The 24,199-nt window shown below is 64.3% G+C and carries 14 protein-coding genes; 8 read left to right on the forward strand and 6 right to left on the reverse strand.

Annotated elements, in window-relative coordinates; genetic code table 11:
- Nucleotides 1-2: 2 nt before the first annotated feature.
- The 6 genes from ACWA13_RS06485 to ACWA13_RS06510 form a co-directional block, all read right to left on the reverse strand.
- Nucleotides 3-2,528 (reverse strand): MMPL family transporter, encoded by a 2,526-nt coding sequence (locus tag ACWA13_RS06485; RefSeq protein ID WP_463937327.1) that lies wholly within the window; start codon nt 2,526-2,528, stop codon nt 3-5.
- A 44-nt stretch (nt 2,529-2,572) separates the two neighbouring features.
- Nucleotides 2,573-3,259: a TetR/AcrR family transcriptional regulator gene (locus ACWA13_RS06490; RefSeq protein ID WP_463937328.1), complete on the reverse strand. Its 687-nt coding sequence runs from the start codon at nt 3,257-3,259 to the stop codon at nt 2,573-2,575.
- Between the two features lie 189 nt (nt 3,260-3,448).
- Complete coding sequence (locus ACWA13_RS06495; protein WP_463937330.1) at nt 3,449-4,873, reverse strand: dicarboxylate/amino acid:cation symporter; 1,425 nt, start codon at nt 4,871-4,873, stop codon at nt 3,449-3,451.
- A 319-nt stretch (nt 4,874-5,192) separates the two neighbouring features.
- On the reverse strand, nt 5,193-6,875 hold the full coding sequence (locus ACWA13_RS06500) for a DUF885 domain-containing protein (protein WP_463937331.1): 1,683 nt from the start codon (nt 6,873-6,875) through the stop codon (nt 5,193-5,195).
- Nucleotides 6,876-6,946: 71 nt separating this feature from the next.
- Nucleotides 6,947-7,213: an acyl-CoA carboxylase subunit epsilon gene (locus ACWA13_RS06505; protein ID WP_463937332.1), complete on the reverse strand. Its 267-nt coding sequence runs from the start codon at nt 7,211-7,213 to the stop codon at nt 6,947-6,949.
- A complete protein-coding gene (locus tag ACWA13_RS06510) occupies nt 7,210-8,793 on the reverse strand; it encodes an acyl-CoA carboxylase subunit beta (RefSeq protein WP_463937333.1) in 1,584 nt (527 codons plus the stop codon). The genes ACWA13_RS06505 and ACWA13_RS06510 overlap by 4 nt, the downstream gene beginning before the upstream one ends.
- Before the next feature lie 252 nt (nt 8,794-9,045).
- Between ACWA13_RS06510 and ACWA13_RS06515 the strand changes: the two genes are divergently transcribed.
- From ACWA13_RS06515 to ACWA13_RS06550, 8 genes are all read left to right on the forward strand, one after another.
- Nucleotides 9,046-9,948, forward strand: coding sequence for an SDR family oxidoreductase (locus ACWA13_RS06515; RefSeq protein ID WP_463937334.1), 903 nt, complete (start codon nt 9,046-9,048; stop codon nt 9,946-9,948).
- Between the two features lie 35 nt (nt 9,949-9,983).
- Nucleotides 9,984-10,940 carry a biotin--[acetyl-CoA-carboxylase] ligase gene (locus ACWA13_RS06520; protein WP_463937335.1) on the forward strand — a complete coding sequence of 319 codons (957 nt, stop codon included), beginning with the start codon at nt 9,984-9,986 and terminating at the stop codon, nt 10,938-10,940.
- Entirely contained in the window at nt 10,933-11,529 is a 597-nt protein-coding gene (locus ACWA13_RS06525) for a PH domain-containing protein (RefSeq protein WP_463937336.1), read from the forward strand. Before ACWA13_RS06520 ends, ACWA13_RS06525 begins: the two co-directional genes overlap by 8 nt.
- Complete coding sequence (locus ACWA13_RS06530) at nt 11,519-12,682, forward strand: adenylate/guanylate cyclase domain-containing protein (protein ID WP_463937337.1); 1,164 nt, start codon at nt 11,519-11,521, stop codon at nt 12,680-12,682. Before ACWA13_RS06525 ends, ACWA13_RS06530 begins: the two co-directional genes overlap by 11 nt.
- A 199-nt stretch (nt 12,683-12,881) precedes the next feature.
- A complete protein-coding gene (locus ACWA13_RS06535; protein WP_463937338.1) occupies nt 12,882-18,995 on the forward strand; it encodes an Ig-like domain-containing protein in 6,114 nt (2,037 codons plus the stop codon).
- Nucleotides 18,996-19,059: 64 nt separating this feature from the next.
- Nucleotides 19,060-20,031 (forward strand): AAA family ATPase, encoded by a 972-nt coding sequence (locus tag ACWA13_RS06540; RefSeq protein WP_463937339.1) that lies wholly within the window; start codon nt 19,060-19,062, stop codon nt 20,029-20,031.
- Between the two features lie 53 nt (nt 20,032-20,084).
- On the forward strand, nt 20,085-21,467 hold the full coding sequence (locus ACWA13_RS06545) for a DUF58 domain-containing protein (RefSeq protein WP_463937340.1): 1,383 nt from the start codon (nt 20,085-20,087) through the stop codon (nt 21,465-21,467).
- Nucleotides 21,464-24,007 (forward strand): transglutaminase TgpA family protein, encoded by a 2,544-nt coding sequence (locus ACWA13_RS06550; protein ID WP_463937341.1) that lies wholly within the window; start codon nt 21,464-21,466, stop codon nt 24,005-24,007. Before ACWA13_RS06545 ends, ACWA13_RS06550 begins: the two co-directional genes overlap by 4 nt.
- Nucleotides 24,008-24,199 lie beyond the last annotated feature (192 nt).

The raw sequence follows: 24,199 nt of genomic DNA on the forward strand, positions 1-24,199 counted from the left end.
GCCTAGTGGACCGGTTGGGGCTGGGAATCCGCGGGAACCTGCTCCCGGCTGAGCCGGGCTCCCTCCACGTCCACATCCGGCAGGATCCGCTCCAGCCACCCCGGCAGCCACCAGACCTTCTTATCCAGCAGGTACATGACGGCCGGGACGATGGTCATCCGCACCACGAAGGCATCAAGCAGCACCCCGAACGCCATGGCGAAACCCAGTGGCCGGACCATGGTGAGGTGGCTGAAGATGAAGCCGGCGAAAACGCTCACCATGATGATTGCAGCAGCGGTCACCACGGCGGCGGCATGCCGGAAGCCCAGCTGCACTGCGTGTTTGGCCGACTGCCCGTGGACGTAGGCCTCCCGCATCCCGGACGCGATAAACACCTGGTAGTCCATGGCAAGGCCGAACAGCACGCCGATCACGATGATGGGCAGGAAGCTGAGCACGGCGCCGGGATTGGCGACGTCGAACACACCGCCCAGCCAGCCCCACTGGTACACAGCCACCACGCCGCCGAACGCCGCGGCCAGCGAGAGCAGGAAGCCTCCGGTAGCCAGGAGCGGCACCACGATGGAGCGGAACACCAGCAGGAGCAGGACCAGGGAAAGTCCGACGACGATCAGCAGGTAGGGCGGGAGGGCGTCGGCGAGCTTCGTGGAGACGTCGATGTTGCCGGCCGTCTGCCCGGTCAGGCCGATGTGGACGCCCGTCTGCTCTTCGATTTCAGCGTTGCGTTCCCGCAGTTCGGCAACTACCTGGACAGTGTTTTCGCTGGCCGCGCCTTCGCTGGGGATCACCTGGAAGACTGCCGTGCGGCGGTCATCGCTCAGGGCGACGGGGGCGGCGGCAACAACGTTGTCCAGCCCGCGGAGCAGGTCCGCGACGTCGTACTGCAGGTTCTGCGCCCCCGTTTCGTCCAGGCCTTCGGGGAATTCGCCCACCACCACGATGGGTCCGGTCATGCCTTCGCCGAAGCTGCGGGCGGTGAGGTCGTACGCCTGGTAGGCCTCAGAGTCCACGGGTTCTGAACCGCCGTCCGGAAGGGCCAACCGGAGTTGGGTGGCCGGCAGCGCCATGGTGACCAGCAGGACCACTCCGGCAACGAGGGCCATCACGGGGTGCCGGGTGACGATTCCACCCCAACCGCGGGTGCTCAACGCTTCATCCTTGGCTTCGTCTTCTTCCTCATGACCTGGCTCGGCGTTGTGCGCAGCTGCCTTGGCCCAGGCACGTTTGGAGACGATCCTCCGGCCAACAAGGGCCAGGACGGCCGGGGTCAGCGTGAGCGCCACGGCAACCGCCACCGCCACTGTAGCGGCGGCCGACAGTCCCATGACGGCGAGGAAGGGCAGGCCGGGGACCACCAGGGCCGCCAGCGCGATGATGACCGTCAGGCCGGCGAAGAGGACAGCGTTGCCGGACGTGCCGGTTGCACGTGCCACCGACTCCTCCGCATCCATACCGGCCAGGACCTGCGTCCGGTGCCGGTTGACGATGAACAGCGAGTAGTCGATGCCCACGGCCAGCCCCAGCATGAGGGCCAGCATGGGGGAGATTGAGCTCATCTCGACAGCCCCGGAAAGGGCGAAGGTGGCGCCTACCCCAACGGCGACACCCATCACGGCCATCAACAGCGGCAGGCCGGCGGCGATGAGGGTGCCGAGCATGATGATCAGCACCAGCGCAGCGATGGCGATGCCGATGATTTCCGCTGCACCGAAGAGTTCGGAGATGTCCTCGGTGATTTCCTTGCTGGCGAAAGCGGTGACGCCGGCGCTTGAAGCGTTGTGCGCGATGTCCTGGACTTCGCCACGGACTTCCGGCGTGAGGCCGTTGATCGAGGTGTTGAACTGGACCTGGGCGATGGCTGCCTTGCCGTCCTCGGACACAAAGCGCAGTCCTTCGCTGGCTTCCGCCTGGCGCTGGCCCAGCTCCAGTTTGGCCTTCGCTGCCTCAAGCTCGGCTGCTCCGGCCTGGTGCTGTTCCTGACCGGCAGCCAACGTTGCCTTCTGTTCACCAAGCTGGGCTTCAATTGCGGCAGCTGGAAGGCCTGCGGCGGCCATTTGCTGTTCTGCCGCTGCCAGCTGGGCCGCCCCGGCGTCGAGCTGGGCCTTTGCGGCGTCGAGCTCCGCCTGGCCTGCATCAATCTGTGCCTTGCCGTCTGCGATGGTCTTCGCCGCGCCGTCCAGCTGTTCCTGGGTGGTGAACGGATTGACGGTGCCCCGGACGTCCGGGAGGGCTTCCAGCTCGGTCAGGGCATCGGCGACGGCGGAGCGGCTCTCGGCCGTGAATCCGCCGTCGGGTGCTTCGAAGACGATGCTGGCGGAACCGCCGGAAGCGGAGGGGAGCTCGGCTTTCAGCTTGTCCGCCATCTGCTGGGTTTCGGTACCCGGGATCTGGAAGTTGTTGGACATGGTGCCGTGGAAGGCCGCGGCGGATCCGCCCACGGCCACCAGGATGGCCAGCCACAGTGAAATAACCAGCCAGCGGCGACGGTAGGAGAATTTGCCAAGTCGGTAAAGCAGGAGTGCCATGTCAGAGCCGTTCTGTCAGGAAGGTGGCGAAGGAGGGTAGTAGGTCAGATACCTGGCGCGGATGCCGGGTTGTTGCCGGCCGCGGGGTAGGTGGTGAATCCATCGGCCAACAGGCTCATGGAGTCGATCAGGAGTGAACGCAGGGTGGCCAGCGATTCGGGGGACAGGTCCGCGCCGCATCGGGCGAACCAGCTGTCCACGGCAGCCTTGCCGCAGCCCATCACCGAGCTGGCCAGGGCACGCACGTAAAGGTCGTCGACGTCGGCTCCGGATTTGGCCAGGCGCTCCTGGACCGCCTCGATGATCTGGACCGTGCAGGTGTCCCAGGCCTCAAGCTCCGACCGGAAGATCCCCGGGCTGCACTGCGCCAGGCTGTGGAGTTCCGCAATCGGTGCCACCGTCATGGGGTCGGCGAGCTCGGCCAGGGCGGCTCGGGCTGATTCCAGAATCGGTTCGTCGGTGGGCCGGAGGCGGAACCGGATCAGGACGTTGTCCAGGAATCCGTCGGCTACTGACGCCAGCACCGCATCGATGCCGTTGAAGTAGTTGAAGAACGTGCGCCGGGAGATGCCCGCGGCGTCAGCGATATCCTCCACGGTGAAATTGCCGTAGCCCTTGCTACGGAGGAGTTGCAGCGCCGCCGTTGCGATCGCCTCGCGGGTAGCAGCCTTGTTGAGTTCACGACGGGAAAGTACCGGCGATGCAGCTGTCAGTTCGCTGGAGGAGTTCACTTGATTACACTATGTGCAAGTTTGCACTATGCGCAAGTTCTGGCCGGCGTTGACGGCACCACGTTGACGCAGGTGGAGGCTGACGCTGTTACCACATCGGTGGAAGCCGGCTTAATCGGCAGCACCGCTACACACAAAGGAGGTCCCCGGAAAATTCCGGGGACCTCCTTTGTGGAGCAGGCTTCTAGGTTATGCCTTGGCGTCAGCCAATTCACGTTCCGCTGTGGAAGGAGCAACCGGCTCTGCAGAGCCGGCCTCGTCATCCGCGAACGGAGTGCCATTGCGCGGAGCGTTGTAGAGGTCCTCGTCCAGGATTCCCTGGCGCTTGGCCACAATCGTGGGCACCAATGCCTGGCCGGCAACGTTGACCGCGGTGCGGCCCATGTCCAGGATGGGATCGATGGCGAGCAGGAGTCCGACGCCGGCCAGCGGCAGCCCCAGCGTGGAGAGCGTGAGCGTGAGCATCACCACGGCGCCAGTGGTGCCGGCAGTAGCAGCTGAACCGAGGACGGACACCAGTGCGATCAATAGATACTGGGTGAAGTCCAGCTGTACACCGAAGAACTGGGCTACGAAGATGGCGGCGATCGCCGGGTAAATCGCAGCGCAGCCGTCCATCTTGGTGGTAGCACCGAGCGGTACAGCAAAGGATGCGTAGGCACGCGGCACGCCCAGTGAGCGCTCGGTGACCCGCTGGGTCAACGGCAGGGTTCCGATCGAGGAACGCGAGACGAAGGCCAGCTGCACCGCGGGCCAGACCCCGGTGAAGTACTGCTTGACGGACAGTCCGTGGCTGCGCACCAGGATGGGGTAGACCACGAACAGCACCAGGGCCAGGCCAACGTAGATGGCAATGGCAAATTTACCCAGCGAACCTATGGTGTCCCAACCGTAGACGGCCACCGCATTGCCGATCAGGCCGACGGTACCCAGCGGGGCGATCCTGATGATCCACCACAGGACCTTCTGGATGACGGCCAGGGCCGAAGCGGTGAAGTTCAGGAACGGCTCGGCCGCCTTGCCTACCTTGAGGGCGGCAATGCCTACGGCGATAGCGATGACCAGGATCTGCAGGACGTTAAAGCTGACCGAGGTGGTAGCGCCGGTTTCGGCGACCGTGGTGCTTGCGCCCAGGCCCAGGAAATTCTTCGGGAACAGGCCGGTGAGGAAGGCCCACCAGCTGCCCACCTTGCCGGGTTCCTCTCCTTCGCCGGTAATGCCGGTGTTGGCGCCGGGCTGGAGCAGTACGCCCAGTCCGATGCCGATCAGCACAGCGATCAGGGAGGTGATGGCAAACCAGAGCAGGGTGTTCCAGGCCAGGCGTGCGGCATTGGAGACTTCGCGCAGGTTGGAGATGGAGCTGACAACGGCCGTGAAGATCAAGGGCACGACGGCGGTCTGCAGCAGCGCGACATAACTGGAACCGATGGTCTGCAGCGTGGCACCAAGGGCGTTGGGATCGTCTTTGGTGCTGCCGGTGTACTTGGCCAAAAGGCCCAGGGCCAGGCCAACAATAAGGGCAGCGATGATTTGGACGCCAAAGGATCCTGCCCACTTGGGCAACTGGAAGCCGGACGTTCCCGATTTTTTAGGGGTGCTGGTTGAAGTGCTCACTCGAATACGCTAGGTCCAACCGCCATACCATCACGAACGAACGTTGAGAAATATTACGCGGCCCAAGCCCCCTCAAGCGACGAAACACCAGCAAACCCGCCACCCCAAGCCACTTTTATGAAGATATTCCCAGCGCGGGTGTGTTAAAAGTCTCGCTGCCCTTTGGTCTGGAGGACGGGCGCCCGGCAGCATGCGTCAAAGCGACGAAGTGGGCCCACGCCGGCAGGGTTCCCTGGCTGAGCTTGCGAAGCTAGGGTGCCGGTGGGGAGCAGCATGCCGAGGGCGTCCGTCCTCCAGACGCACCGGAAGGCAGAGAGGGCTAAAGCAACGCCCGGCGGAGGGTATCGAGGCCTACGGACCCTATGTTCAACGCCCGGGTGTGAAAGTCCTTGAGGTTGAAGCCGGGGCGGGATTCGAGCTCGGCGCGTATTTCTTCCCAGAGCCGCTGGCCGATCTTGTAGGAGGGGGCCTGGCCTGGCCAGCCGAGGTAGCGGGTGAATTCGAACTTGAGCTGGCCGTCGCTGATGGGCAGGTTGGCGCGGAGGAATTCATAGCCTTTTTCGGGCGTCCAGGTTCCGGTACCCCAGGCTGAGGGAACTTCCAGTTCCAGGTGTACGCCAATGTCGAAGACAACCCGGGCGGCACGCATCCGCTGCATGTCCAGCATGCCCATGTGGTCGCCGGGATCGGACAGGTAGCCCAGTTCCTGCATGAGTTTTTCGGCGTAGAGCGCCCAGCCTTCGCCGTGCCCGGAGGTCCAGCAGACGTTGCGGCGCCACTTGTTCAGCAGTTCCCTGCGATAGGTGGCTGTTCCGACCTGGAGGTGGTGGCCGGGAACGCCTTCGTGGTAGACCGTGGTGGTCTCGGCCCACGTGGTGAAGGTGTCTTCGCCGGCGGGGACTGACCACCACATCCGGCCGGGCCCGCTGAAGTCGTCGGAGGGGCCTGTGTAGTAGATGCCGCCCTCGTCGGTGGGGGCAATTCGGCACTCAAGGGTTTGCATTGGTTCGGGGATGTCGAAGTGCACGCCTGCCAGTTCGGCGACGGCTTTGTCGGAGAGCTCCTGCATCCAGGCCTGGAGTGCAGCCGTGCCTTTGAGCTGGCGGGCGGGATCGTTGTTCAGGATTTCTTTTGCCTCGGCGACGGTGGCTCCCGGCTGGATGGCTTCTGCCACGGTCTGCTGCTCGTCGATCAGGCGCTGCAGCTCCTGCACGCCCCAGGCATAGGTTTCCTCCAGGTCCACCGTTGCACCGAGGAAGTTCCGTGACGCCAGTGCATAACGATCGCGGCCCACTGCGTCCTTGGTCGGGGCTACCGGCAGGAGTTCGTCACGAAGGAATGCGGCAAAGTCCGCGTAGGCACTCCGGGCAGCGGCAGCCCCGGCGTCGAGAGTTTCCTGCAGAACGGAAGGCACCGCCTGGCCGGAGATTCGGGCTTCGGCGGCGAGCTTGGCGAAGAAGCCGTCTTCAGCCGCGTACTTGGTGGTTTGTTCGATGACAGTTTCCACCTGGCGCGCGGCGGATACCCGCCCGGCCTCCTTGCCGGAACGCAGGGCTTCGATGTACCCGGCCAGTGCGGCGGGCACGTTGTGGGCACGGCCGGCGATGTGCTCCCAGTGTTCCGGCGTCTCCGTTGGCATCAGGTCGAAGATGGCGCGGATTTCCTGGGCGGGGGAGGCGATGTTATTCAGGTCGGCGGCATCCCAACCGGATTGGTGGATTTCCAGCAGGAGCCCCAGCCGCTCGCCCATGGCGTCCAGGGTAACGGCGTCAACGTCGTCAGCCGGCGCCAGGCCGTCCAGTTCGGCGAGGGTCTTCCGGGCCTCGTTGGCCAGTTCTGCAATTCCGGCGGGGGAGTAATCTGGGTACTCGGTTTCACGGCCGGGAATACCCAGCTCCGTGGCGAAGCTCGGATTGAGCCTGATCAGCGTGTCCGTATATTGGTCCGCGACAGCGTCGATGGGTGTCCGAGGGCGCGCAACAGGTGCAGCAGGGTTAGTCATAAAACGAGACTAATGGCGGTGCATCCCCCTGTGCAGGCCCGCCACGCCCGGAGCCGGGGAAGCGGTGGGACTCAGCCGCGGCTGCGCCGCCATGCTCCCGGACCGGGCGTGGGCGGGAGCCGCAGCTGCTGGCGACGCACCCAGTGCCGGGTAGTGGGACGCAATGGTGCCTCCGCTGCCGTGCCCGGCAGGGAAAGCACGACGGCGGTGAGCGCCGCGAGTTCCTCGGGCGTGGGATTTCCCTTGACCACCGAGAGGACGGCCGGGCTTTCGGCGGTTTCGATGGCTTCGACAGGCTCAGTTTCGACAGGCTCAACCACCGGTTTCCGGGACGTCACAGCGGGATGTTCCCATGCTTTTTGGTGGGCAGCGACGCGCGTTTGTCACGCAGTACCCGCAGTCCGCGGATGATCTGCGGCCGGGTTTCTGAAGGGGCGATCACTGCGTCGACGTAGCCAAGCTCGGCTGCCTGGTACGGGTTGAGCAGCTCTTCTTCGTACTGCTTGATCACTTCTGCACGGCGGGCCTCGACGTCCCCGCCCGCTTCGGCGACTGCTGCGAGATCGCGGCGGTACAGGATGTTCACAGCTCCCTGGGCGCCCATCACGCCGATCTGGGCAGTGGGCCAGGCCAGGTTCAGGTCTGCGCCCAGCTTCTTGGAACCCATCACAATGTAGGCTCCGCCGTAGGCCTTGCGGGTGATGACGGTGAGCTTGGGGACGGTGGCCTCGGCGTAGGCATAAAGGAGCTTGGCGCCGCGCCGGATGATGCCCTGGAATTCCTGGTCCTTGCCGGGCAGGAAGCCGGGGACGTCCACCAGGGTGATGATCGGGATGTTGAAGGCATCGCAGTTCCGCACAAAGCGGGCGGCCTTTTCGGACGCCGCAATATCAAGGGTGCCGGCGAACTGCAGGGGCTGGTTGGCGACGATACCAACGGTGTGACCCTCGATCCGGCCGTAACCGATGATCACGTTCGGGGCGTACAGGGACTGCATCTCAAGGAAATGGGCATCGTCCACCAGCTGTCCGATCAGCGTGCGCATGTCATAGGGCTGGTTGGCGGAGTCCGGGATGAGCGCGTCGAGGGCGAGGTCGTCTTCGTCGATCTCCAGTTCCTGGTCATGTTCGGTGACCGGCGGCTCGGAGAGGTTGTTGGAGGGCAGGAAATCCAGGAGTTCGCGGACAAAATCCAGGGCGTCAGCCTCATCGGCCGCCAGATAGGTGGACGTTCCCGTGGTGGCGTTGTGCTGCCGTGCACCGCCCAGGGTTTCCATATCCACGTCCTCGCCCGTAACGGTCCTGATGACGTCCGGGCCGGTGATGAACATGTGTGAGGTCTTGTCCACCATCACCACATAGTCAGTCAAGGCAGGGGAGTAGGCGGCGCCGCCGGCAGAGGGGCCCATGATCACCGAGATCTGCGGGACCACTCCGGAGGCGTGGACGTTGTTGCGGAAAATGTCCGCGAACATGGCCAGCGATGCCACGCCTTCCTGGATGCGGGCGCCGCCACCGTCCAGGATGCCCACCACGGGGCAACCGTTACGGAGCGCGAACTCCTGTACTTTCACGATTTTTTCGCCGTTGACCTGGCTCAGTGAGCCGCCGTAGACGGAGAAGTCCTGGCTGTAGACGGCAACCGGCCGGCCGTCCACGGTGCCGTAGCCGGAGACCAGGCCATCACCCAGAGGCTTCTTCTTTTCCATGCCGAATGCTGTGGAACGGTGCACAGCCAGGGCATCAAACTCCACGAACGAGCCTTCGTCGAGCAGCAGGGCAATCCGCTCGCGGGCCGTATTCTTCCCCCGGGCATGCTGCTTCTCGATCGCTTCCGGCCCCGATGGCTGTTCCGAACGGGCCTGGCGGTCACGGAAGTCGGCAATCTTCCCAGCTGTGGTGGTCAGATCGTGGCTCATCAGGGGTCTCCGGCTCTGTTTCGGGTTCAGTGCAGTTCTTCAGGGGCAACACACGCATGAAAACGTGGTTCACGGCGGGATTAAGTAGCTTGTGTACAAGCTCCCGAACTCCGGTACGCGCCTGTTGGCTAGTCTAATGACGCTTGGTGCCGGGACCGCTGTAGAAACCCTACAATTTTGTGGCGTCCGGCCCTTTCGACTGTCCGGAAAGCATGTTACTCGTGAGTAACATTTGTCCGTTACAGTATGCCTATGACTGCCAGCAACGATGCTCGAAGTACCCTTTCCCCGTCTACGGCCACACCATACCGGCCGAAGGGATCGCTCAAGGGCCGCACCATCCTGATGTCCGGCGGCAGCCGGGGGATTGGCCTGGCGATTGCGCTCCGCGCCGCACGCGACGGAGCAAACATCGTGATGCTGGCCAAAACCGGCCAGCCGCACGCCAAGCTTGAAGGCACGGTCTTCACCGCGGCCACACAAGTGGAGGAAGCCGGCGGCCAGGCACTGCCGCTGGTAGGAGACGTCCGGAACGACGACGATGTGGCGGCCGCAGTTGCCGCAGCCCTTGACAGGTTTGGCCGGATCGACGTCGTGATTAACAACGCCTCCGCTATTGACCTCTCCCGCACTCCTGACGTTGACATGAAACGCTACGACCTCATGCAGGACATCAACGTCCGGGGCACCTTCCTGCTCTCAAAACTGGCGCTCCCGGCGCTGCTGGCATCCGGCGACGGGCAGATCCTGACGCTTTCGCCACCCCTGAACCTGGATCCAAAGTGGGCCGGCCAACACCTCGCCTACACCATGGCCAAATACGGCATGAGCCTGACCACGCTGGGCCTGGCGGAGGAATTCAAGGATCAGCCGCTCAGCGTTAACTCACTCTGGCCCTGCACCCTGATCGACACGGCTGCCATCCGCAACATGCCCGGCGGCAGCAGAATCGTCCAAGCGGCGCGAGGGCCGGAGATCATGGCCGATGCCGCCCATGCCATCCTCACCGGCGCCCATGTACCGCCCGACGCCGGGCGCGAAACCGGCAGATTCTATACAGACGAGGAAGTTCTCGCGGGCGCCGGCATCACGGACTTCGCCCCGTACAGCCTGGGAGCGGCCGAGGACCAGCTGGTACCGGACATCTTCCTCTAACGCCGCGACTGAGCCGAGTCGCTAGGATTCTAGTTATGGATGACGCACAGAACCCCGGCCCCGAAGAGACCACAGCCGGCTCGGGTCCCGCCGGTTCTGTCCCCGCCCGTTCAGCCCTGGACAGGGCAGCGCTTACTGCGCCGGACTTCCTGGCAGCACACGGGATCAGCAGCCTCGCCGTTGTCGAGACCACGGGCTCCACCAACGAGGACCTGCTGCGTGCCGTGACCGTCGAGCCAAAAGCCTGGCCTGACCTGTCCATCCTCACCGCCGAACACCAAAGCTCGGGCCGAGGCCGTCTGGCCCGGCACTGGGAGGCTCCGCCCCGCAGCTCGATTGCCGTGTCGATGGTGCTGCGGCCTGTTAATTCCCAGGGGCTGCCGGTTCCCACGCACAGCTATTCCTGGCTGTCGATGGTCGCAGCACTGGCCCTTCGCGAAGCCCTGATGGAAACCGCGGAGCTGCCGGCCGAGATAAAGTGGCCCAACGACGTCCTGGTCCACGGCCGGAAAATCTCAGGCATCCTTGCGCAGCTGGAGCCCCTGAGCGGACCTGGCGTGCCAGCGGTCATTTTGGGAACGGGAGTCAACGTCACGCTGACGGAGCCGGAACTGCCGGTGCCCACCGCCACCTCGGTCCTCCTGGAGCAGTCAAGGGCGACTGACCGCACCGACCTGCTCAAGAGTTATCTTTCCCGCTTTGCCGCCCTCTATCGCGCGTTCTGCAATGCCGACGGCGATCCTACGGCAGGGCTGGCGGGTGGACCTTCGTTGCACAAACGGCTGGAAAGCGTGATGGTCACGCTCGGGCGGCAGGTCCGGGCCCAGCTGCCCGGCGACCACGAAATTATCGGCCATGCGACCCGCCTGGACCCGTACGGCTCGCTGCTGGTAGTGGATGAGGCCGGGCACGAGCACGTTGTCACCGCCGGGGATGTTGTCCACGTCCGCCCCTGGTCGCGCGAGGCCGGCGGCGAAAGTGGTTATGCGTAAGGACCTGCTTGCAGGCGAGCAGGTCATTGTCCTTACCCGGCCCCAACCGCGGGCGCTGACCGTTACCGCCGTCGTCTTTATTTTCACGCCTGCCCTGGTTGCCTTTGCCTGGGCCTGGATTCTCAGGGGCGGGGCGGCAGCGCTCCTTCCTGTGGTTTCCGGACTGGAGTTCTGGCTGGTGGCCGCCTGTGTGGTGCTGGGTGCCTGGATCTGGCTTGGCTATTGCCTCCCGCGCTTGATGCGCTGGAGTGCCACGCGCTACATCCTGACCAGCCGGCGGGTCATCCACCGGTCCGGCACCGTGCGGCGGCACGACCGGCAGCTTTCCCTTGCCGCGGTCCGCAACGTGTCGGTCAGCCAATCGCTCCTACAGCGGGTATTGCGCTCGGGGAATATATCCTTGGAGTCCGGCTACGGCGGGAGCCTGGAGCTTCCGGACATGCCGGAGGTTGCCCGGTTTCGAAATTTCGTCCTCGAAGCCATCGATGACCTTCCGGAAGAGGAATTCATTGAAGTTGAACGGATGAACAGTCCTGCCGAAGGGGCAGAGCCGTGGGATGGGAGAGCAGGTGGAGAGAATGAGCGGTGAGGACCTGAACGACGCCGGCACGGAAGTTACGCCCTTGGCGCCCCCTGCTGCGCCCACGGCCGACGTTGTTCCCGAGCGCGCTCCGGAACCAGCGCCCGCAACCGGCACAATCTCCGCAGAGCGGCTGGCTGCGAAGGCCCTGGAAACCCGGCTTTTGGGCGGCGAACGCAAGCTGCGGCGTCGTGAAGTTGCTGCTGGTGCGGGGCTGTCGCTGCTGTCCGCACGCAAACTCTGGCGTGCCCTCGGCTTCCCCAATTACAGCGACGAGGACGTGGCTTTCACCGAACGGGACCAGGCCGCGCTCAGCACAGTGGTGGATCTGGTCCGCGCGGAAAAGCTGACCGAGGAAGCTGCCATTTCCGTTACCCGGGCTATCGGCCAGATGACCGACCGCATGGTTGTGTGGCAGATCGAGGCGCTGATCGAGGACATGGTCCACGAGCAGGGCGTAACAGACGCCGTAGCGCGTAAACAGTTGGTGAACGATCTTCCCGCGCTGGTCGATGCGCTGGAGGAGATGCTGGTTTACTCGTGGCGCCGCCAGCTCAATGCCGGGGTCCAGCGCCTTGCGGTGCGGGCCGAAGCCGGATTGCAGGCCAGCGAAGAAGGCCGCGAAGGGGACGAAGATGACGCCCCGCTGCCGTTGGCCCGCGCGGTGGGCTTCGCCGACCTCGTCTCCTACACCAGCCTTTCGCGCCGAATGAATGAAAAGACGCTTGCCCGGCTGGTGCAGCGCTTCGAGAACAAGTGCGCCGAGATCATCTCGGTGGGCGGTGGCCGGCTCGTGAAAACGGTGGGCGACGAAGTCCTCTACATTGCAGAAACACCGGCAGCGGGCGCCGAGATTTCGCTGGCATTGGCGCAGGCATTTACCGAGGATGAAATCCTTCCAGAGGCCCGCGTGGCCATGGTCTGGGGCCGCATCCTGTCCAGGCTTGGCGATATATATGGTCCTACAGTCAACCTCGCTGCCCGGCTCACCTCACTGGCCAATCCCGGCACCGTCCTGGTGGACTCCATGACGGCCGGCGCCCTGGAAAACGATGAGCGCTTCGTCCTGATGCCCCAGCCCGCCGAGGACGTCCGCGGCTTTGGCGAAATCCACCCGGTCCTGCTGGCCCGCGGGCGGGGTAAGGGCCTGGTCCTGGACTGAGTCTTGGGTCGCCTCCGGAGTTTATCTAATTGATGTTTGATTCCGCTAGGATGACTCCCAGGCCTCCCGACGGTGGGGAGGGCTGCCCATCGCAGACCCTGCAGGGGTCGGATAGGCTATCGCGGGAATACAGACCCCGGATCCGGGTATTGGACAGGCTGTCCTTCGGCGGCTGCAATTTTGAGGAATTCGTAACGCTGTGACATCACTGCTGGGGAAGCTTGGGCTGAAAAAGCGCCACAATAAACTCGTTTCTGGCACCGCCTTTGGCGTGGCCACCGCATTCCTTGTAGCCGGCGCCGTGCTGTACCCCGGATTCAAGACTACCGAGGTGGAGCTGAACGACGGCGGTGTCTGGGTCGTCTCCAAGTCCAGGAACGCTGTGGGCCGCCTCAACTACCCGTCCCGGGTCCTGGACGGTGCGGTGACTCCTGCGTCGACGTCTTTTGATGTCCTGCAGAACGGCCTGGACGTCCTGGTTGACGACACGGCCGGTTCCACGCTCAACCAGGTGTCTGCGGCCAACCTGCGACTGGGTGGCGATAAACAGCTGCCGGGGTCCTCTGATGTGAGTTTCGGCACCGAAGTCATCTCCGTGACGGACACCGGCTCCGGGAAGGTCTGGGCTGTTTCCCCGTCAACAATCAATGGTTTTGATGAGGAAGCTTCTGAGCCGGTGTATGTGGGTTCTGAGGGTGTGGTGTCGGCTGTTGGTGTGGATGACCGGATTTATTCGGCGGATCCTGAGTCCGGTGTGGTGACTGTTACTGAGGTTGATGCGGCCGGGGCGGCGGTGTCAACGGAATCGTCGACGTGGAGCGGGCTTAAGGGTGCGGGCGATATCCAGTTGGCTGTGGTGGGGGATAAGCCGGTGGTGCTTGATGCTGCCCGGGGCAAGTTGTTTTTGCCGGGTGGGCGGGAGTTGGCTTTGGCTGATGCCGGGGATGCTTTGTTGCAGCAGTCCGGCCCGGAGTCGGGTTCGGTGGCTTTGGCTACGAAGAAGGCGTTGTTGAAGCAGCCGTTGGACGGTTCCACGGCTAAGACGGTGTCTTTTGATGGTGAGGGTATTCCTGCGGCGCCGGTGCAGTTGGGCGGGTGTGTGCATGCGGCGTGGTCCGGGGCGAACAAGTATGTGCGTGACTGTGAAAACGATGTTGACGATAAGAACGTTGACGTTCCGAAGGCGAGTGCCTCGCCGTCGTACGTTTTCCGGGTTAACCGGGACCTGGTGGTTCTCAATGATGTGAATTCCGGGAATGTGTGGCTGGTGAACCAGAACATGCAGCTGGTGAACAACTGGGAAGACGTCATCCCGCCGCAGAATGAATCTGATGAGCAGGATCAGGAATCCGCGGATAACAACACCATCAATGTCCTCCCGGACCGGACCAAGCCCAACAGGCCGCCGGAAACCAAGCCGGACAGCGTGGGCGTCCGGCCCGGCCGCACCACCATCATCAGCGTCCTGGATAACGATTCCGATCCAGACGGCGACGTCCTGACGGCCGCCGTCGGGAATTCCGGTCCCACCAGTGGCAAGCTCCAGAACATCTACGGCGGTACCGCCTTCCAGATCAACGTTCCGGCGGACGCCAAAGCCGGAACGGAAACGTTCAGCTACACGGCCGACGATGGCCGTGGGCTCTCGGCCGCGGGCCAGGTCACGCTTAACGTGGTGGGGCCGGAGGAGAACCACCCCCCGCAATTCAAACGCGGCGGCAACGCCACCACTCTGCTGGTGGAGCAGGGCAAAACAGTCAGCCAGAACATCCTCACGGACTGGATGGACCCCGACGGCGACGATTTGGTGCTGCTCGATGCCAAGGCGGACAACGAACAGGACCAGGTCAAAGTACGCCGTGACGGCCTGCTCACCTACCAGGACTCCGGAGCCACGGCGGGCAAGAAGAACGTCACCGTCACAATCTGGGACGGCATAACTACCGTTACGGGAACCGTGGTGATTAATGTCCAGCCGCCGGGTGCTCTGGCGCCCGTGGTGAATGCTGACCACGTCACGGCTGTGGTGGGCCAGGACCTGGTGATCTCGCCGCTGAAGAACGACGTCGACCCCAACGGCGGTGCCCTCCGCCTGGCCCAGGTGGAAGCCAGTGGTCCGGCCGAGATTGGTCCGGTGACCGATGGTGGAACATTTACGTTCAATAGCACCTCGATCGGTCCGATGTACTTGACGTACATCGCCAGCAACGGGCCACAGAGCTCGCAGGGGCTGATCCGGGTGGACGTCGAATCCGGCGAGGACGGCGGCGATCCCGTGGCCGTGCACGACGTGGCCCTGATGCCGGTGGGTGGCAGCGTTCTGCTGGACCCGCTGGCCAACGATTCCGATCCGGCCGGCGGCGTCCTGGTGCTCCAGTCCGTCAAGGTACCGGAAAATTCCACAACCTCCATCAGCGTGATCGACCACAGCGTCATCCGAATCACCGATCTTGGCGCCACAGCTGAACCCTTCCTGTTCGAATACACCATGTCCAACGGCAGCAAGTCCGCCACAGGCAGCGTCACCGTGGTTCCGGTGCCTGCGCCGGCTGTGGTGGAGGCTCCACAGCCCAAGCCCGACGAAGTCAATGTCCGCGTTGGCGACGTCGTGACGATTCCGGTCCTGGAGAACGACACCCATCCGCAGGGCCAGGAACTGAGCGTGGACCCGGTCCTCCCGCAGGGCATCGACGAGGTGGACGGGAAGGTGTTTGTTTCTGAGAACACCGTCCGCTTCATCGCCGGGCCGCTGCCGAAGACTGTCCGGGCCATCTACAACGCTGTTGATCCGCAGGGCCAAAAGAGTGCGGCCGCCGTCACGATCCACATCCTTCCGCTGGAAGGTGCCGAGAACTCGCGCCCGCAGCCGAAGAACCTGACGGCCCGAGTGGTGGCCAGCGGAACGGTGCGCATTCCGGTGCCGCTGGACGGCATCGACCCTGATGGTGACTCTGTGCAGCTGACCGGCATCGACAGCACGCCGTCCATGGGCACGGCCAGCGTCGGCAGCAACTTCATTGACTTCACCGCGGCCGGCGACGGCTCCGGCACTGACACGTTCCGCTACAAGGTAGTTGACCGGCAAGGGGCAACGAACTCCGGCACCGTGACCGTCGGTGTTGCTCCCCGCGGGGACATAAACCAGAACCCGACACCGGTCGATGATGAGGTTAAGGTCCGGCCCGGGCGCCAGATCGCCGTCGATGCCAGCGGCAACGATACCGATCCCGACGGCGATCCCATCCGGATCATGACCGACGGCATCGTCGGCGATGCCTCCCTCGAAGCCACCGTCAGTAAGGCCAGCGGGCGGATCATCCTCCGGGCACCTGCTGAAGAGGGGACTGTGAACCTTCAGTACACGATCGCCGATGACCGTGATGCCACCGCCCAGGCGGCAATTACGGTGGTGGTGGACAGCACTGTTCCGCTGCAGGCCCCGATAGCCCGCGACGACCGCGTCACCTCGGCCCAGACCCTGGGCAAGACCGCGGTCGACGTTCCGGTGCTGAAGAACGACGAGGATCCGGACGGCGTCGGCGAAAACCTCAAGATCAGCACCGAAGCCCTCACTGCCCGCCCGGGCAGCGACGGCAACATGATCGTGGAACTGACGGAAGGGCCACAGCTGATTCCGTACACGGTCGAAGACGTTGACGGCCAGAATGCCACGGCCATCATCTGGGTACCGGGTCTGGGCCAGCAGGTTCCCACCTTGGCCAAGGACGAGGTTTTGGAGCTTATTTCCGGCCAGTCAGTGACGATCGACCTGAACGAATGGGTGAAGGTACGCGACGGACACGCGCCGCGGATCACGCAGGCGGACCGCATCAAGCTGATCGGCGGCGATGGAAGCGATCCCCTGGCCAGCCCCACTTCGTTGAAATACACTGCCGGCGCCGAGTATGTGGGACCGGGTTCCATCAGTTTCGAAGTCACCGACGGCACCTCGGTCGATGACCCTGCCGGGCTGAAATCGACCCTCAGTATCCGCACGAAAGTGCTGCCGGACCCGAACAAGAACAACCCGCCCGCCCTGCTTGGCGCGGGGCTGACCGTGCCCAAGGGCGAGACCCGAAGCCTGGATCTGTCCCGGCTCACCGAGGATCCTGACAAGGATGACATTGCCAACATGAAGTACCGGCTGGAAGGCGGCAACACCAACTCGTTCAACGTCAGCCTGGACGGCAAGGAGCTCAAGGTTTCCACCGATGCCGGCACCGCCACCGGGATCACCGGTAGCGTGCAGGTCAAGGCAACGGATCCCCGCGGCCTGGAGGCCACGGCCACTTACCAGTTGTCCGTCACAGCCTCTGACCGGCCCATGCCGGTGGCAAACGATGACGTAGAGGACAACGCTGCGGCAGGCAAGCAGGCCTCCATCAACGTGCTGGCCAACGACACTAACCCGTTCCCGGAAACGGCGCTGAAAATCATCGAGGCAACCGTGGAAACTGGTCAGGGCACGGCAGTCGTGGCAGGAGATTCCGTCCTGGTGACGCCGGCAGGCGGGTTCTCCGGTTCCATGATCGTGGCCTACACGGTGCAGGACAAGACCGGCGAGGTCTCGCGCCAGGCCACAGCCCGCGTTCGGCTCAGCGTGAAGGACAAGCCCCTGGCTCCGGGCACCGCCCAGGCTCAAAGCGTCGGGGACAGGACAGCCTTGCTCACCTGGACGGCGCCCGCAGACCGCGGCTCGCCCATCACCGGTTACACCGTGTATGGGGAGGCAGGCTTCCAGCAGGCGTGTCCGGCCAACACCTGCACCCTGGCCGGCCTGACCAATAACACGAAGTACCACTTTGAGGTGACGGCCACGAACGCTTTCGGGGAATCTGACCGCTCACCGGCGTCTGCGGAGGTGCGCCCCGACGTCAAGCCCGAGACCCCGCTCGCTCCGGCCACGAAGTTTGGCGACAAGGAGGCCACTATTACCTGGACGGCTCCGCTGAGCAAGGGTTCACCCATCAAGGGCTACGACCTTGAGATCTCGCCGGCCCCGGCCGGGCAGAACGCGCAGGTCCAGAACCTGACCTCTACCAGTTATGTGTGGAAGGGGCTGCAGAACGGTGTTTCCTACAAGGTACGCGTCCTGGCCAGGAACGACGCCAAGGAGCCCTCGGAATGGAGTCCCTACTCGGCGGCCGTGGTGCCGGCTGGCCCTCCCATGACGCCTGCAGCACCGTCTGCCAGTTCGGCAGCATCGGTAGGGCCGGAGAGCCAGATGAGGGTTTCCTGGACGGCGCCCAACAACAACGGCGACGCCATCTCCGCCTACACCCTGACCACGCTTCGCGGCGGTGCCGTTGTATCCTCGCAGCAGGTTGCCGCCACCTCCCAGAACGTCACGGTGGACAACTCCGAGGCCAACTACACGTTTACGGTTTCGGCCACAAACAAGGCCGGAACCAGCGAAACCAGCGCACCGTCCGCGCCGGTCCGGGCAGCCGGAAAACCGGGGATGGTCGACGGCGGCAGTGTGCGGGAAACCGGCACCAGCGGTCAGCTCGAGGTGTCCTTTACACTCCTGACGGACGCGCAACGCAACGGCTCGACGGCGGGTGAGATCCAGTACAGCTACACCACCAGCAGTGGCGCCCGCGGCCCCATCAACCCGGGCGGGGGCGTCATCAACGGCTTGCCCAATGGCACCAACGTCACGGTCAACATCATTGCCACCTCCACCAAAACCGGCCAGGCCGGGGATGCCAAGCCCATCGGCGCAGCCAACCCCTACGGTCCGCCAAACGCCCCGAACGTGAGCGGTGGAAAGTCTTCTCCCGAAGACAAGATGGTTTACTGGCAATGGAACAACCCCGCCACCAACGGGCGCGCCCTGGACCACTACGAAGTTCGTGTCAACAACGGTGGTTGGGAAAATGTTGGCAAGCGCAATTCGTTCGAAGTGAATACGGGAGGCTTCAACGAGGTCCGGAACCTTGATGTTCGTGCTTTCACCGTTGTCTACGGCCCGGCGGGCAGTGCCAACTCAACGTCAGGCAACCCTCCGCCTCCGCCTGTCAAGAACACGGTGAAGGTCCACAGCAGCACCGTGAACAGCTGCACTGACGTGTCTGGTCAACCCAGCGGCTTCGACGATTCAACCTCGAACAAGAGGTGCTGGGGCAAGCCAGGCGGCGGGGACGACGCCCCTTATCCGTGGCTCAACCGCTACGATGCCGCCGTAGAGGTTGACAGATGCGGCAGCCCGTGGGGTACCAGCGGCTGGTACCACATAACGGGCGGTGCCTATAACGATCGTTGGGTCCGTGCAGACACTGTGTACTTCGCCTCCGGAAAGTCACCGTGCTAGGCACAAGGCGACCGCACCCCGACAACACCCCCCATGGAATGCAGCAGAAATTAAGGAATCAGCCATGACAATGACAAGCGAGCAGGCCACCTGGTTTGCAGGCACCTTCGAGAAGCTGGTGGCCAACGTGGGCAAGGCGGTGCTGGGCAAGGAGCACGTCATCCGCCTGACGTTCACGGCCATGCTCGCCGAGGGCCACATCCTCTTCGAGGACGCTCCCGGTACCGGCAAAACCTCCCTGGCCCGGGCCCTCGCGGCCACCGTGCAGGGCTCGAATAACAGGATCCAGTTCACCCCTGACCTCCTGCCGTCCGACGTCACCGGCGTCACCATCTATGACCAGAAAACCCAGAAGTTCGAGTTCCACAAGGGGCCGATCTTCAACAACATCGTCCTCGCAGACGAAATCAACCGCGCCTCGCCCAAAACCCAGTCCGCTCTCCTGGAAGTCATGGAAGAGTCCCGGGTGACCGTGGACGGGGTAACGTACGAGGCCGGCAGGCCCTTCATGGTGCTTGCCACCCAGAACCCGATTGAGCAGGCCGGTACCTACCGCCTTCCCGAGGCCCAGCTGGACCGCTTCCTCATCAAAACCTCCATCGGCTACCCGGACCACGCCTCCACTGTCAGGTTGCTGGGCGGGGCCAACCTCAAGAACCGGGCCAGCGACCTGACTCCGGTAATCACCACGCAGGCCGTGGCGGACATGGCAGACCTCGCGGCAACGGTCCACGTGGACACCGCCGTGCTCGAATACATCTCCCGGCTGACCGAGGAGACGCGCAACGCCCCGGAGAGCCGGCTGGGTGTCTCGGTACGTGGTGCCCTGGCCATGGTCCGGGCCGCCAAGGTCTGGGCCGCGGCCCAGGGCCGCAACTTCGTCCTCCCGGACGACGTGAAGGAACTGGCGCCCGTAGTGTGGACACACCGCTTCGTGATGGATCCGGAAGCAGAGTTCTCCGGGGCCACCCCTGAAGTAATCCTGGCACGCGTCCTGCGCGACGTGGCAGCACCTCAGCAACGCGCCACCGCCTGACCCGACCCGCACGTCCACGTAGTCCCCATGCCAGCACGAACGAAGGTCCATCCATGTCCAGCAGCACACTGCTGACCCGGCTTGCTGAGCGCGCCAGGCAGCCGTTCAATCAGGGCGGCGCCGCTTCACGTCTCGGGGCACAACTGCGCCGGCCGTTCGTCCGTGACGGCCGGCAGACCCGGCTCCATCCGGCGGCAGTCTGGGCAGAGGCCAGCAGTACGCTAAGCCTGGTTCTGCAGCCGGGCTGGCAGAGGCTCCGGGAACTGTGGCTCCGCTACGTGTGGCCTGTCCTCTCAGTGGTCAGCGTGCTTGGCTGGTCGGTGCTGGCGGCGTCCATCCTGCTGTGGAGCACGGGGGAGGCCTTCGGTTGGCAGGAAGCCAAGGCAGCCGCCGTCGCAGCTTTCGTGTTGTTCGTCATCGCCATCGGCTTCATCCTGGGCCGTTCGTCCTACGGCGTCGTCCTGGATCTCGCGCGCACCCGGGTCGCCGTGGGGGACAGCGCGGTGGGAAGCATCGCCGTGTCCAACACGTCCACCCGTCCGCTGCTGCCGGCCGCCCTGGAACTGCCGGTTGGCGCTGCCACGGCTTTGTTCCACCTGCCCCGGATGAAACCGCAGCAGGTCCACGAGGACCTGTTCACCATCCCCACCGCCCGGCGGGCAGTCATCTCGGTGGGGCCAGTCCGCTCGGTACGGGCGGACCCGTTGCACTTGCTGCGGCGCCAGGTGCTGTGGACCGAACCGGAGGATCTCTACGTCCACCCGCGGACGGTTGCCTTGGCCGGTTCCGCCGCGGGCTTTATCCGCGACCTGGAAGGCATGCCCACCACGGATCTTTCCAGTGCCGACGTCTCCTTCCATGCCCTTCGCGATTATGTGCCCGGTGACGACCGCCGCCACATCCACTGGAAGACCACAGCCAGGACCAACAAGCTGATGGTGCGCCAGTTCGAGGAAACCCGCCGCGCGCACCTCGCCATCTCGCTCTCGATTAACACTGACGAGTATGACTCCGAGCAAGAATTCGAGATGGCCATTTCCGTGGCGGCCTCCATCGGCCGGCAGGCCATTCGCGAACAGCGGGACCTCGACGTGATCACCCAGAAGGGGCCACTGCGCTGCGAAACCGGCCGAAACCTCTTGGATGATATGACGAGGATTGTGGGGGCACCCCACCGCCGCACCGCCGTCGACCTCGCCCGCAGCGTGGCTGACGCCGTGCCCAACGCCTCGGTGGTCTTCTTTGTGGTGGGCCAGCGGATAACCCCCACCCAGCTCAGGAGCGCCGCCGCGTCGGTGGCTCCCGGTGTCCGCGCCATTGCCGTTCGGGTGCAGGCCGGCGCGGCCCCGTCCCGGGCCAACATCGCCGACCTCACCGTCCTGACCGTGGGCGACCTGGGCGATCTCGGCATCATTCTTCGAAAGGCAGCAGCATGAGCACCGCACCCGGACTCCGGCCCAGGCGCGTCAACCGGCAAGGGGGCCTGCCCTCCTCGCAGTCGCCGTTCACTGACGGCCGTCCTGCCTGGCATATTGTGCTGGACGCCGTGGTCCTGGTGATCCTGCTGGGACTGGGCGTGCTTGGCTTCAGCCTGAGCTTCGGCGGCAACCCGTACTACCTCATTTCCGGTTTTGGCGGCATCCTGCTGGGCCTGGCTATTGCCGGAGTCAACGCGCACTTGCGGCTGGGGCTGCTGATCACCACCGCCCTGACCCTGGGCGCCTACCTTGTACTCGGGACTGCGCTGGCTGTGCCGGATTCGGCCATCGCCGGTTTTGTGCCCACCCTGGATTCGCTGCGGATTCTGCTGCTGGGTGTGGTGTTCTCCTGGAAGGACATGCTGACGGTTGGTGTGCCCGTGGGCACAGCCGGCGGCGTCCTGATCGTGCCCTTCCTTAGTTCGCTGGTCACAGCGCTGGTCGCCGGCGTTCTCACCTGGCGGCTGCGGACCCCGTACTGGCCGTTGCTGCCGGTGCTGGTCCTGTTCATCACCGGCATCGCCTTTTCCACCAACGCCTCGTTCCTCACTGTTGAGCGCGGCATTGGACTGACGGTGGTGGCCATTGCGTGGGCCACCTTCCGCCGTGATGAATTACGACGCCGCGACACCAGGAAAATCTCCGTCAACAGCCCCCAGGCGGACACCGCCGCAGCCCGGCGCGCCCGGCTGCGCAGGCTCGGGACCGCCGCCGGCGTCATCGCCGCCAGCGTTGCCGTCACGGCATTGACAGCACCTCTGATCACCGCAGCGGATGACCGGAAGGTGCTCCGCAACGTCGTCGTACCGCCCTTCGATCCAAAGGACTACATCACCCCCCTGGCGAGTTTCCGCACGTTCGTAAAGGACCAGAAGGACGACACCCTGTTCGTGGTCAAGGGGCTGCCCAAAGACGCCCGTGTAAGGCTCGCCGCCCTGGACGCTTTCGACGGGACCAACTACAACATGGACCCTAACGGTTCCGGCAGTTTCAGCAAGGTGGGCGACACCGATTCACTGAACACCCTCGCGGATGCCTCTGGGGTGGTGGCCACGAATGATTACACTCTGGACATCGCCATCGCCGACTACCAGGGTTACTTCCTGCCCGGCGGCCGGCAAACCACCGGGATCAGCTTTGACAGCGCCGGTTCGCGTGCAGCGTCCGGTCTGTACTTCAATGCCGGGACGGACACCGCAGTAACCACCCAGGGTGTGGCCCAGGGCGATTCCTACAGCGTCCAGGTTTCGGACCCGGTCAAACTCGAACACGGCCAGCTCACCCAGTACGACTTCGCCAAGGTGTCACTGCCGGAAGCATTCGAAGTCCCCCCGGTGGTGGGTTCGCAGGCCAACGACCTTTCCGTTGATGCCCCCACGGCAATCGACCGGGTCCGCCAGATTGAAGCCCACTTCCAGAAGACCGGCGCGTTCAGCAACGGCCTCATTTCCGAAGGTCAGCTGCCCAGCGTTTCCGGACACAGCTCCGCCCGGATCCGCAGCCTGCTCACGGCCAAGCAAATGCTGGGCGACGACGAACAGTACGCCGTTGCGATGTCCCTGATGCTTCGCCACCTGGGCATTCCGTCCCGTGTGGTGATGGGTTTCTACCCGGACCCCACCAGCCCGGAGAACGGGGCCAGCGAGGTCAGCATCACGGGCAAGAACGTCCACGCCTGGGTTGAAGTAGCGTTTGAGCGTGTGGGCTGGGTGCAGTTTGACCCGACGCCGCCTAAGGATAATGTGCCTATTCCGCCGGACCCGGAAAACAAGTCGAAGCCCAAGCCGCAGGTGCTGCAGCCACCTCCCCCGCCGCAGGAGCCAGCTGACTTACCGCCGGACTCTTCACCTGATGCCTTGGACGCCGACGAGAAGAAGGACAACCCCTGGCTGTTCTGGGGACCGCTCCTGGCCGCGATCGGCATCGCCATGATTCCGTTGGTGATCCTGGCCATTCCGCTGATCCTTATCGCCGTGCTGAAGTCCCGGCGCCGTAAGGCCCGGTTCGCGGAGGGTCATCCGGCCCAGCGCGTCGGCGGCGGCTGGAACGAAGTGGTGAGCCTCGCCACTGACGTCGGAGCCGGCGTGGACCACAGGGCAACGCGCCGCGAAAGTGCGGCAGTCCTGGCGGACGCGTTCCCGCAGACCAAGACGAACACTGCGCTGCTGGCCAACCGGGCCGACGCCGCAATTTTCGGCGCCGGCCAGCCCAGCGAACAGGAAGTCAACGATTACTGGGCAATTGTGGACTCCTCGCTGAAGGAGATGACGGGCAGCCTCGGATTCTGGCGCCGGCAGGCGGCGAAGTTCTCCCCAAGGTCGCTGTTGGCGGACGGCCGCGCGGCCGTGGCGGCACGGCGGGCAGGTAAAGGGCAGGGTTCCGGTTCCGGCTACGCTCATAGGCCAAAAGCCGGCGGTAGGGTTGCAACTGATCCCTCCGACCCGGGCCCCAGCGCGGCCGGCAATAAATCCGACAGGAAGAGTCCCACCGAACAATGAGCCAGGAAGCCGAGCGTTGCGCGCGCTGCCAGCAACTGATCCGCCCCGGCGCCGCTTTTTGCACTGCGTGCGGCTCCCCGTTGAGCAACCGGGCCGCCCGCAATTCACGAAATGTGGACTCCGCGCACCGGAACCATCCGGACCTCGGCACTGAGCATCCGGGACAGAATCCCGGTAATATCCCGGTAACAC

It is taken from the genome of Pseudarthrobacter sp. TRD_SC_9 (assembly GCF_055361265.1).

Coding starts and splice junctions, on each gene's coding strand:
- ACWA13_RS06485 (WP_463937327.1), bottom strand. CDS start 2,528: ATGGCACTCCTGCTTTACCGACTTGGCAAATTCTCCTACCGTCGCCGC.
- ACWA13_RS06500 (WP_463937331.1), bottom strand. CDS start 6,875: ATGACTAACCCTGCTGCACCTGTTGCGCGCCCTCGGACACCCATCGAC.
- ACWA13_RS06510 (WP_463937333.1), bottom strand. CDS start 8,793: ATGAGCCACGATCTGACCACCACAGCTGGGAAGATTGCCGACTTCCGT.
- ACWA13_RS06515 (WP_463937334.1), top strand. CDS start 9,046: ATGACTGCCAGCAACGATGCTCGAAGTACCCTTTCCCCGTCTACGGCC.
- ACWA13_RS06520 (WP_463937335.1), top strand. CDS start 9,984: ATGGATGACGCACAGAACCCCGGCCCCGAAGAGACCACAGCCGGCTCG.
- ACWA13_RS06525 (WP_463937336.1), top strand. CDS start 10,933: ATGCGTAAGGACCTGCTTGCAGGCGAGCAGGTCATTGTCCTTACCCGG.
- ACWA13_RS06530 (WP_463937337.1), top strand. CDS start 11,519: ATGAGCGGTGAGGACCTGAACGACGCCGGCACGGAAGTTACGCCCTTG.
- ACWA13_RS06540 (WP_463937339.1), top strand. CDS start 19,060: ATGACAATGACAAGCGAGCAGGCCACCTGGTTTGCAGGCACCTTCGAG.
- ACWA13_RS06545 (WP_463937340.1), top strand. CDS start 20,085: ATGTCCAGCAGCACACTGCTGACCCGGCTTGCTGAGCGCGCCAGGCAG.
- ACWA13_RS06550 (WP_463937341.1), top strand. CDS start 21,464: ATGAGCACCGCACCCGGACTCCGGCCCAGGCGCGTCAACCGGCAAGGG.